This window comes from Streptomyces sp. NH27 (genome assembly GCF_056859195.1).
In genome coordinates, this window is sequence record NZ_JACEGK010000021.1 from 18,842 (window position 1) to 28,526 (window position 9,685).

Here is a 9,685-nt window from a genome sequence, read left to right on the forward strand (position 1 = left end):
ACGGGGTGAAGATACTCGTGGTGGGAGCGACCGGGACGGTCGGCAGGGCCGTGGTCGAGGCGCTCAGCGTGTCGCATCAGGTGGTGGGCGCCTCGCGCAGCGGTCCGGTGCGCGTCGACCTGGACCAACCGGCCTCGGTGGAGGCGCTGTTGGCGACGACGGACGGGCTCGACGCGGTGGTGTGCTGTGCCGCGAGCGGGCCGCTGGTGTCGCTGGAGTCGGCGACCGCCGAGGAGATGGCCGCAGGGATGCGGGGCAAGCTGCTCGGGCAAGTGGCCCTGGCCCAGGCGGCCGTACGGCACCTGCGCGACGGCGGGTCGATCACGCTGACCGCCGGCACCTTCGCCGCGCCCATGGCCGGGGGCTCGCTGGGCGCCCTGATCAACAACGGTATCGAGGGCTTCGTCGGCAACGCGGCGGCCGAACTCCCGCGCGGGCTGCGGATCAACGTGGTCAGCCCCGGCTGGATCAGCGAGACCCTGCGGAGCATGGGCGAGGACGGCGCAGGCGGCACACCGGTCGCCGAAGTCGCTCAGGCGTATGTGACGGCCGTGGAAGGCACCGCGCAGGGGCGGACGTTCCGGCCCTGAGCACGGCCCTGAGCACGGCCCTGAGCACGGCCCTGAGCACGGCCCTGAGCACGGCCCGAAGGTTCGCGTATGAGGCCAACTCCTCTTGCCGGGAGGGCCCGTGGGCCGGATTCACCCGCTCGGCGCGGTGAAGCGCGGCTCGCCCGAGGGAAGTGCCCGCGGGCCGAGGGGCGGAGATGTCGCGGCTCTCGCCGGGCCGCGCCCACCGGTAGTTGTCGCCGTAACGGGTGGGCGGGGCCCGGGTGTTGCTGCACGCGCCGCGCACGCCGAGCCGCGCACGCCGAGCCGCGCACGCCGAGCCGCGCACGCCGAGCCGCAGCAGCGCGGCGACGGGGCCGCCGTCGTTGCGCACGGTCCCGGCTGCTGCCCGGCTACGGCTCGACTCCGACCGGACTACGGACTACGGACTACGGGCTACGGGCGGCGGAGTTGGGGCCGGAGCGGAAGCGGCCGGGTGCCGCCGTGCGGTGCGTAGCGCCTGATGTGGCGGGCTTTGGCGGTGAAGAGCACCACGGTGTAGACGGCGAGGATCGCGGTGAGCAGCAGGTAATAGGTGAGGGGGAGGGTGGTCAGCCCGAGGATGTGGGCGAGCGGGGGAAGCGGGAGCAGCAGGCCGATCGCCGCCAGGAGGGCCGCGGCGGTGCGGATGGGGACCGGGGCCCGGTTGCCGGCCCGCAGCAGGACCATGACCAGTGCCTGGGTGATGAGGTTCTCGGTGAACCAGCCGGAGTGGAAGGCGGCTTGGCCGGAGATGTGCGTCGAGGAGGGGACGATCAGCGCCAGGGCCGCGAAGGTGGCGAGGTCGGCCGCGGCGTTGAGCAGGCCGAAGGCGGTGATGAAGCGGAGGAAGTCGTGGGTCCGCAGCGGGGAGGGGTGGCGCAGCGCGTCCGGGCTCGGCTGGTCGTAGGCGAGGGCGAGTTGGGCGGCGTCGAAGCACAGGTTCTGCAGCAGCACCTGGGCGGGAAGCATCGGCAGGAAGGGCAGTAGCAGGCCGGCGACGAGCATCGCGATGACGTTGCCGAGGTTGGAGGAGAGCGCGATGCGCAGATAGGTGGCGATGGTGCCGGTGGAGTGCCGGCCGGCGGTGATGGTGTGGTCGATGGCGGTGAGGTCCTTGGCCGCGAGGACGACGTCGGCCGCCTCCCGGGTGACGTCCACGGCGTCGCGCGGGCAGATGCCGACGTCCGCGGCGTGAAGCGCCGGGAGGTCGTTGACGCCGTCGCCGAGGAACCCGGTGGTGTGCCCGGCGGTCCGCAGCGCCCGCACCACCCGGACCTTGTGCTGCGGGGTGCAGCGGGCGAAGACCGTGGTGTGTTCGGCCTGCCGGGCGAGGGCCGCGTCGTCCATGCCGTCGATACGGTCGCCGGTGAGCAGGGTGCCGGGCTCCAGCCCGAGGTCGCGGCAGACGCGGGCGGCGGTGCCCGGGTGGTCGCCGGTGAGCACCTTGACCGCGACCCCCCGGCCGGCCAGCGCCGCGAGCGCGTCGGCGGCGGTGTCGGCCGGGGCGTCGCGCAGCACGACGAATCCGGCGAAGGTCAGCGCGTGCTCGTCGGCGGGGCCGTAGTCGCCGAAGCGGGCGGGGCGTTCGGCGAGGGCGACCGCGAGCAGCCGTAGTCCCTGCGCGGCCTGGGCGGCGGCGAGCGCGAGCAGGCGGTCCCGTTCGGCGTCGTCGAGGTCCCGTACGGTGCCGATGTCCGGCGCGCGGCCCTTCGACCCGGTGCCCGGCGCGGCCGTCTCCGTCGCGTCCCCGGTGCGCGGTTCGTCCGCGGGCCCGGCGCGCAGCCGTGTACAGCGCCGCAGCACCTCCTCGACCGAGCCCTTGACCACCAGGATGTGCCGGCCGCGGCGGCCCGGCCGTTGGACGACGGCGGTGGCCATGCGGCGCACCGGGTCGAAGGGCAGCGCGGCGACCCCGTCGTAGGAGTCGTACGAGTCGTGAGTGGCGTGGGCGTGGTGCGAGCCGTGCGAGCCGTTGGCGGTGCGGTCGGCGAGGTCGGCGGCGCCGGCGGGAAGGCGGCCCGAGCCGGCGACGGCTTCCAGGACCGCTTCGTCCAGGGCGTCCGGCGCCGGGAGGTCGGCGAGTTGAAGTGTCCACAGGCTGTTGACGGCCGCCCAGTGCAGGACTTCGGGGTCGGGCCGGCCGAAGGCGTCCAGGGAACTGTCGAGCACGGGCCGGTCGCAGGTGAGGGTGCCGGTCTTGTCCGTGCACAGGACGTCGATCGCGCCGATGTTGTGCAGCGCGGGAAGCCAGCGGACGATGACGTCGTGCTCGCGGGCGAGGGCGGCGGCCTTGCGGGCGAGCACGGTGGTGACGACCACCGGCAGCATCTCCGGGGTCAGCCCGACCGCCACCGCCACCGCGAACGGCAGCGTCTCCAGCCCGCGGCCGCGCAGCGCGGCGTCGGCCATCAGCACCAGCGGCGGGGTCAGCAGCATGAACCGGATGAGGATCCAGGAGATCCCGTTGACCGCGCGGTCGAACGCGGACTCCCGGCGCCGTCCGGGACCGCGGTAGGCGCGGGCGAACTCGGTGGCCGCCCCGGTCGCCGTCACCAGTGCGGTGCCGCTGCCCGAGGCCACGCTGCTGCCCTGGAAGCAGGCGTGCGCGCGCTCGAACACCCCGGTGGCGGCCCGCGGAACGTCGTCGGGCCGCTTGGCCGCGGGGACGGACTCGCCGGTGAGCGCGGCCTGGTGCAGGGTCAGGTTCTGGGTGCGCAGCAGCCGCACGTCGGCCGGGATCACGTCACCCGGCCCCAGCCGGATGACGTCGCCCGGCACCAGCAGGGCGACGGGAATCTCGCGGAAGCGCGGGTCCGCGCCGGGGGCGGACCTGCGCTGCACGGTCGCGGTGGCGGCGACCAGGTGCCGCAGCCCGTCCGCGGACCGGTCGGCCTGGTACTCCGTCCGCGACCGCAAGGCGCTGCTGACCAGGACGAGTACGGTGATCACGCACGCGGTGCCCCACGCCGAGACCAGCGCGGAGACCAGCCCGAGGCCCAGCAGGACCGCGGTGAACGGGTCGCGCAGGGAGCGGGCGTAGCGCCGGGGCCAGGAGACGGGTCGCCAGCCGGGGATGGTGTTCTCGCCGTAGCGGGCGAGGCGTTCCTCGGCCTCGGGTTCGGTCAGCCCGCGCGGGCTGCTCTCCAGCCCGCGCAGTACTTCGAGGGCCGTGGCGTCCGCGAGGTCGTTGCGTTGCCGGGCGGCCAGGGAGAGGGCCGCCGGGCGGGCGGAGCCGGCGAGCCGCTCAGGCGCCCAGGCCACGGACGCCCCGCGCGGGGGTGGAACGCTCGGTGAGCTGACCGACCATCAGCTGCACCACCATCACCACGTCCGGGTCGTCCACCAGGTAGACCTGGCGGCGGCCTTCGCGCCGGGAGTGCACCAGGCCGGCGAGCTTCAGCTTGGCCAGGTGCTGGCTGACCGCCGGAAGCGTGGCGCCGACCTTCTCGGCCAGGCCCGTGACGTCGCAGTCGCCCTGCGCCAGAATCCAGACGATGTGCAGCCGCATCGGTGAGGCCAGCAGACCGAAAGCGGCGGCCACGCTCTGCAGCACCTCTGCAGATGGCTCGCCGAGCTGTCCGCCAGACCTTGTCACGTGAACCTCCCTGACCGCGGCAATGTGCAGGCACCAGGGTACGCACCCGCGATTTCCGCGCCGCCCGGGTGAACGGCTCCCGGGCCGGCCCCGGGTGCGGGCGCCGTACGCGGGCCCCGAGTCGGGCCCCAAGTCGGGCCCCGCGTACGGGTCGCGGAACAGGTCCAGGGGCCGGCCCCGCAGCCGATTCCCGGTGCGCCATCATTGCACCGTTACGCAATCACGCAACCGGAATGACTATGCTGGTGGGGGCAGGTCGGCCGGGCGGCGGGCCGGCCCGTGGTGCGGGGCAACGGGAGGCGGACGATGCGCGGCGACGAGCAGTGGACGGGCCCGCACCGGGCCGACTTCACGCGGGTGCTGAACCAGGCGCTGCGCAACGAGGAGATCCTCGGGGCGCTGCGCGGACGGCCCGGCGGCCCCACCGCCGAGCATTTGCGCGCCCGCGCCCTGAACGCGTCGGCCGCGATCGCCGCGACAGCGGCCCACGAGTACGCCCGATACGCCGCCCTGCGCGACGCCTTCCCCTCGGTGGCGGCCGCGCAGGACGGCCAGGACGGTCACGACTCCCCGTCCGGAACCGGCGCCGGCGCCCGTGGCCCCGGGCTGTTCGCGCCCTTCGCCGTCCTGGTGCCGATGCTCAGCGGTATCGCCGCCGTGCTCTTCCTCGCGCTGGGATACGGGCTGCGGGCCGCCGGCAACGTCGGCGACGCGGGCGCGCCGCTGATCGACATCGGGTACGCGGTCGCGGGCGTGTTCGGCGTCGCCTTGGTGGTCAGTGCGGCGGGCCTGGTGCTGACCGCCCGGCGGGACGCCGCCGAGGCCCGCGCCGGTCAGCGGGTGGCCCGAGCCCGCACCGCCTGGCGGCAGGCACTGCTGGTGCGGGGCATGCTCCCCTATCTACGGCAGCAACTCGCCGACGGCGCACCGACGATGCCCCTGTCCACCACGGCACCCGAGCCGCCGGGCAAGGGCGGGGGCGAGGGTGCCGGCGTGGTCGTCCAGCGGTCGCGGCTGGGCTTCGGCAGCCCCGGTTTCAGCAGCCCGCGCGGCAACGGGCCTGCCGGCGGGCCCGCTTGAGCGGCGGCCGGGGTACGGCTCGTCGGCGGTCGGCCCGTTTCGCCGTAAGGGAGTTGGGCCCGCTGCCGGTCGGCCTGGCTCGTCGCGCGGGGGTACGGCTTGCTGCCGGTCGGCCCGGCTTGCCGTTGTCCGGGCTTGCCGTAAGGGAGTTGGGCTCGTTGCCCGTTGTCCGCGCTTGCCGTAAGGGAGTTGGGCCCACCATCCGCTGAACCGCCTCGCCACACGGGAGTTGGGCCCATCACGCCCATCACCCGCTGCCCCGGCTCACCGCTCCGACGACGACGGGCCGCCGTAGGAAAGGTCGGAGCAGGGGCTGTCGCTCGCGGCGCGGGGCGGGCTGGTGTCCTCCGGCGGTGCGGAGGCGGCGGCGGAGGCGGCGTAGTCCGGGCCGAGGATCAGGTGGATGCCGGCGGCCGTGACGGCGGGCCGGAGTTGGGCCCGGGGGAACAGCCGGGCGACGGCGGCTGCTCGGGCCTGGTCGCCGTCGCCGTATTCGATGACGGTGGTGGTCGGCGCCTGCCCCGGTGCGTTGCCGGTGCGGGTGACGGTGAAGCCGGCGGCGGTCAGGGTCGCGGCAGCCTGCGCGGCGAGGCCGGAGACGGAGGTGCCGTTGTCCACCGTGACGCCGATGCGGGCGCCGGCTCCACCCGCGGTGGCCGTGGCCGGGGCGGTGGCCGAAGCGGTGGACGGAGGCGGCGTGGGAGCGGCGGCGGTGGTCGCCGGCAGCGGGCGGTTGGCGTGCAGATCGGCCCAGAGCCGGTCGACGGCCGGGTGGACGAGGGCGACGCGCGGACCGTCGTAGCGCCAGGGGGCGGTGACGAAGCGGACGTTGTGCAGGTCGATGTCCTTCAGCGTCATCGCGAACTTCAACAGGCTCGCGGCGGACCCGAGACCGGGGTCGACGGTGAGGGAGCGGACGGCGGCGTTCGCCAGCGGCAGCAGGACGGCCGGGTCGAAGCCCTTGGCCTTGATCTTCTTGAAGAGGCCGGCCAGGAAAGCCTGTTGGCGCTTCATCCGGCCGATGTCGGAGCCGTCGCCGATGCCGTGCCGGATCCGGACGTAGTCCAGCGCCTGCTGACCGGACACGGTCTGCAGGCCCTGGTGGAAGAGCAGCGCGCCGCGGGTGGCACGGCCCGGGCTGAGGTCCTTCTGGTACACGTCCTGCGGCAGGCAGACCTGGACGCCGCCGACCGCGGAGGTCATGGCGGCGAACCCGGCGAAGTCGACGACGACGGTGTGGTCGACGCGCAGCCCGGTCAGTTGCTCGACGGTGTTCTGCGTGCACGCCGGATTGCCGTCCGGGGTCAGCCCGGTGGCGAAGGCGCCGTTGAACATCGTGCTCTTCTGCGGCGCCGACCAGGTGCCGTCCGGCAGGAGGCAGGGCGGGATGTCGACCAGGGCGTCACGCGGGATCGAGACGCCGACCGCGTGCCGCCGGTCGGTGTAGACGTGCAGCAGGAGGGTGGTGTCGGAGCGGCCGACCGTACCGGTGCCGCCGCCGAGTCGGCGGTTCGCGCCCGCGCGCGAGTCCGAGCCGATGAGCAGGATGTTCTGGCCGTCGCCGGAGGCGGGCCGCGCGCCGCTGATGCCGTCCGCGGTGAAGGTGTGCGGGGCGGCGCCGGCGTGCAGGGCGATCCAGCCGCACCCGGAGATCAGCAGCACCAGCGCGGAGGCCAGGCTCGCCACGGTCAGGCCCCGGCGCCGCCGCCGGCGGCGGGTGACGGCCGCGTGCCCCGTAAGGCGTTGCGGACCTACGCGTTGCGGACTCCCGCGTTCAGGACCCCCGCTGTGACGACCCGGCATGTGCTCCCTCTCCGACGCCGAATTATCCGGTTTCCCCGGCTTCTCCGCTTTCCAGTTTCCCGATTGCGCAACTTAGCAATCTTTGTCGGGCGGGAAGGGCGCCTTCGCGGGCTGTCACCCGGTGGTGTCAGGTCGCGTCCGGATCGTACGGGGTGACCGCGGGCCGCGGGGCCGACCCGCCCGGGGCCGGCTTGGTCAGGTCCACGCCGTCGGTGAGGGTGCGGGCGGCCTCGCGCACGGCATCGGCCTCGCCGTCGAGTTGGAGGCCGTCGCGGATCTCCCGCAGGCCGAGCGGGTCGTCGGCGCCCAGCAGGTTCTTGGCCACGAACGTCTTCGGGTTGAGATCCTCGAACTCGAAGTCCGCGAACTCCGGGCCGAGTTCGCTGCGGACGTCCTCCTTGGCCTCGTTCGCGAACGCGCGCACCGCGCGGATGAACCGGGAGGCCCGGGTGATCAGTTCGGGCAGTCGATCCCCGAACACCAGTGTGGCCAGGATGACAAGGGTGACCAGCTTGAGCGGGCCGATGTCGAAGAACACCTGCGGCTCACCTCCGTGACGGGGCTCGCCTCCGGGGCGGGGCGGGTAGCGCGAGGCGGCGTCGGGTTTGGCTTCCCGCTTCAAGAGTTACATAATTGCGCAATATAGCAAGCATGGTGGGCCGGGCGGTCGCCGCCTTACGAGCGGCTGCCGGCGCGGACGGAAGCGGAGAACCGGAATGCTCAGGAACGGTCTGGAGCCCTGGCACCTGCTGGTGATCGCCGTGGTGGTGATCGCCCTGTTCGGCTCCAAGCGGCTGCCCGACTCCGCGCGTGCGCTCGGCAAGTCGCTACGGATTCTCAAGAGCGAGGCCAAGGCGATGAAGGACGACCCGGGCCCGGCCGTCGCGCAGGGCGAGCGGGACCCGGGCCCGTCGTCCCGGACGATCGCGTCGGCACCGGGAGACGTGACAGGCGCCCGCCCGGTGGCCGCCCGCGAACCCGCCGCGCGGGACTGACCCGTAAGGAACGGCTCCGCGCGGATCGGCCGTACGGACCCGCTTCGTACGAACTCGCCCCGCGCGGGCCGGCCTTCGTACGAACTCGCCCCGCGTGGGCCGGCCTTCGTACGAACTCGCCCGGCGCGGGGCGGCCTTCGCGCGAACCCACCCCGTACGAACTCGCCCCGCGCCTTACGGGCTTGCGCCGTCCCAGCCGTAACGCAGCGGCTCCGGGCCGGTCTTGCGGCGGTAGACCGACACCGCTGCCACGCTCACCTCCGGCGCGCCCTCCTCCACCGGGCACGCCACGGTGACCTGGAGCACCCTGGGGTGTCCGGTCACCCGTACCCGCGTGCCGTCCGCCGGTCCCCCCTCCAGCTCGGCCGTCTCCCAGGTCACCGGCACCCTCCCGCTTCGCCTTGCCGCCTGCTGCATGACGAACACTCTAGAGCTTGCGCAATCCGGGAACCATGGCGACCATGAACACCCTCTACGGAGCCGGGGGTCGGCCGCGGGCGGGATCGGCCGCGGTGCCCGGCCGCCCCCGTGACCCGTACACCCGTACCACCCGTACGCCCGCACCACTCGCACGTCGCGCGTCGCCCAGCCCTCCGACGAGAGCCGTACATGTCGACCTTGACCTACACCGAAGCTGTGAGCGTGGGCCTGCTCCAGGGGGTCGCCGAGCTGTTCCCGGTCTCCAGCCTCGGCCACCGCATCCTGGTGCCCGCCCTGCCCGGCGGCCACTGCAAGCGCGATCGCCGCCCCCGTTCGCCGTCTGCTGCGCCGGCGGGCCTGGGCGGCCTCGCCTACCTGACGCTCGGGTGACCCGGACCGGCCCGCCCGAGCCGATCGGGTCCGCACAGGGGCATGACCTATTCTTGCCGCATTGCGCAAGCGTGAAAACGGAGTGGAGTCACCGCTTCACTGGAGGTAATCGGCCGCGGGCCTCACGAGGACTGCTCGGACGAGGGAGTGGGAGATGAGCGATCCCTGGGACAGGCCGGCTGGAGACCGGTCGGAAGGCGGGGTTCCCTACGGCCGCGCGCCGGAGCCGCCGGGGGCGAGCAGCGCCCGGGCGACGACCTCGGCCTCGTCGACGGTGGCCGGGCGGCCGGTGCGCGGGCGCTGTTCCAGCCCGGCCAGGCCCGCGCTCTGCCAGCGGTGCCGCCACGTGCCCACGGTCTGCCGGGACACGCCGAGCCGGCGCGCGATCTCGGCGTCCCGCAGACCCTCCGTCGCGAGCAGCACCACCCGTGCCCGTACCGCCAGGGGGCCGCCACCGCGGGCCCACTCCCGCAGCACTCCCACCGGTCCGCTCTCCTGCACCACTTCGGCCTCAGCCACGGCGCACCGCCGAAGCCACGCCGCTGCCGCGCACCGCCGACGCGCTTACGACCTCGCACCACGGTTGACGCCGCGGCGCCCCCGCACCGGAAGCGGCGCCCGCCACGGCGCCGGAATCGCTGCCGGACAGCGCACCGGCCACCGCACCGGAAGCCGTACCGAACGGCGCGCCGCTCCAGCCGCAGACGGGCACGCCGCGCCCCGGCGGAAGGCTCGCCGCGCCCGTCGGCCGGGGCTGCCGGGCCGCGCCGCCGCGTCTGCGGCCTGCCGCCGCCGCGCCGGGACGGGGCCGG

10 protein-coding genes and 1 pseudogene are annotated in these 9,685 nt (G+C 74.3%); 4 read left to right on the plus strand and 7 right to left on the minus strand.

Translation table 11 applies throughout. The annotated features are described in order from the left end of the window. Positions 1-5 precede the first annotated feature (5 nt). Positions 6-590, plus strand: coding sequence for a short chain dehydrogenase (locus AC13HU_RS03765; RefSeq protein ID WP_483040271.1), 585 nt, complete (start codon positions 6-8; stop codon positions 588-590). Between the two features lie 414 nt (positions 591-1,004). Here the strand turns inward: AC13HU_RS03765 and AC13HU_RS03770 are convergent, their stop codons facing one another. Both AC13HU_RS03770 and AC13HU_RS03775 read right to left on the minus strand, forming a co-directional pair. After that, positions 1,005-3,851 carry an HAD-IC family P-type ATPase gene (locus AC13HU_RS03770; protein WP_483040272.1) on the minus strand — a complete coding sequence of 949 codons (2,847 nt, stop codon included), beginning with the start codon at positions 3,849-3,851 and terminating at the stop codon, positions 1,005-1,007. Next, complete coding sequence (locus AC13HU_RS03775; RefSeq protein ID WP_483040273.1) at positions 3,835-4,185, minus strand: ArsR/SmtB family transcription factor; 351 nt, start codon at positions 4,183-4,185, stop codon at positions 3,835-3,837. The genes AC13HU_RS03770 and AC13HU_RS03775 overlap by 17 nt, the downstream gene beginning before the upstream one ends. 306 nt (positions 4,186-4,491) lie before the next feature. Here AC13HU_RS03775 and AC13HU_RS03780 point away from each other — a divergent pair, with 306 nt between their 5' ends. After that, positions 4,492-5,265 carry a hypothetical protein gene (locus tag AC13HU_RS03780; protein ID WP_483040274.1) on the plus strand — a complete coding sequence of 258 codons (774 nt, stop codon included), beginning with the start codon at positions 4,492-4,494 and terminating at the stop codon, positions 5,263-5,265. A gap of 264 nt (positions 5,266-5,529) precedes the next feature. Here AC13HU_RS03780 and AC13HU_RS03785 read toward each other — a convergent pair whose 3' ends face one another. Both AC13HU_RS03785 and AC13HU_RS03790 read right to left on the minus strand, forming a co-directional pair. After that, positions 5,530-6,951 (minus strand): LCP family protein, encoded by a 1,422-nt coding sequence (locus AC13HU_RS03785; RefSeq protein ID WP_483040275.1) that lies wholly within the window; start codon positions 6,949-6,951, stop codon positions 5,530-5,532. A 244-nt stretch (positions 6,952-7,195) separates the two neighbouring features. Next, positions 7,196-7,606 (minus strand): Sec-independent protein translocase subunit TatB, encoded by a 411-nt coding sequence (locus tag AC13HU_RS03790; protein ID WP_483040276.1) that lies wholly within the window; start codon positions 7,604-7,606, stop codon positions 7,196-7,198. Positions 7,607-7,784: 178 nt separating this feature from the next. Between AC13HU_RS03790 and tatA the strand changes: the two genes are divergently transcribed. Further along, complete coding sequence (tatA, locus tag AC13HU_RS03795) at positions 7,785-8,063, plus strand: Sec-independent protein translocase subunit TatA (RefSeq protein ID WP_483040277.1); 279 nt, start codon at positions 7,785-7,787, stop codon at positions 8,061-8,063. Positions 8,064-8,237: 174 nt separating this feature from the next. On the opposite strand, the gene AC13HU_RS03800 is transcribed toward tatA, so the two are convergent. Continuing rightward, positions 8,238-8,444 carry a hypothetical protein gene (locus AC13HU_RS03800; RefSeq protein ID WP_483040278.1) on the minus strand — a complete coding sequence of 69 codons (207 nt, stop codon included), beginning with the start codon at positions 8,442-8,444 and terminating at the stop codon, positions 8,238-8,240. Between the two features lie 228 nt (positions 8,445-8,672). Between AC13HU_RS03800 and AC13HU_RS03805 the strand changes: the two genes are divergently transcribed. Continuing rightward, the gene (locus AC13HU_RS03805) at positions 8,673-8,873 is read left to right on the plus strand and encodes a hypothetical protein (protein ID WP_483040279.1); all 201 of its coding nucleotides are present in this window, start codon (positions 8,673-8,675) and stop codon (positions 8,871-8,873) included. A gap of 207 nt (positions 8,874-9,080) precedes the next feature. On the opposite strand, the gene AC13HU_RS03810 is transcribed toward AC13HU_RS03805, so the two are convergent. Both AC13HU_RS03810 and AC13HU_RS03815 read right to left on the minus strand, forming a co-directional pair. Then, positions 9,081-9,392: a helix-turn-helix domain-containing protein gene (locus tag AC13HU_RS03810; protein WP_483040280.1), complete on the minus strand. Its 312-nt coding sequence runs from the start codon at positions 9,390-9,392 to the stop codon at positions 9,081-9,083. After that, positions 9,385-9,685: pseudogene (locus AC13HU_RS03815) on the minus strand (hypothetical protein); the annotation flags it as partial. The gene AC13HU_RS03810 and the pseudogene AC13HU_RS03815, both read right to left, overlap by 8 nt.

Excerpts from the sequence above, each read along its gene's own strand:
- AC13HU_RS03780 (WP_483040274.1), top strand. The coding sequence starts at position 4,492 with ATGCGCGGCGACGAGCAGTGGACGGGCCCGCACCGGGCCGACTTCACG.
- tatA (WP_483040277.1), top strand. The coding sequence starts at position 7,785 with ATGCTCAGGAACGGTCTGGAGCCCTGGCACCTGCTGGTGATCGCCGTG.
- AC13HU_RS03805 (WP_483040279.1), top strand. The coding sequence starts at position 8,673 with ATGTCGACCTTGACCTACACCGAAGCTGTGAGCGTGGGCCTGCTCCAG.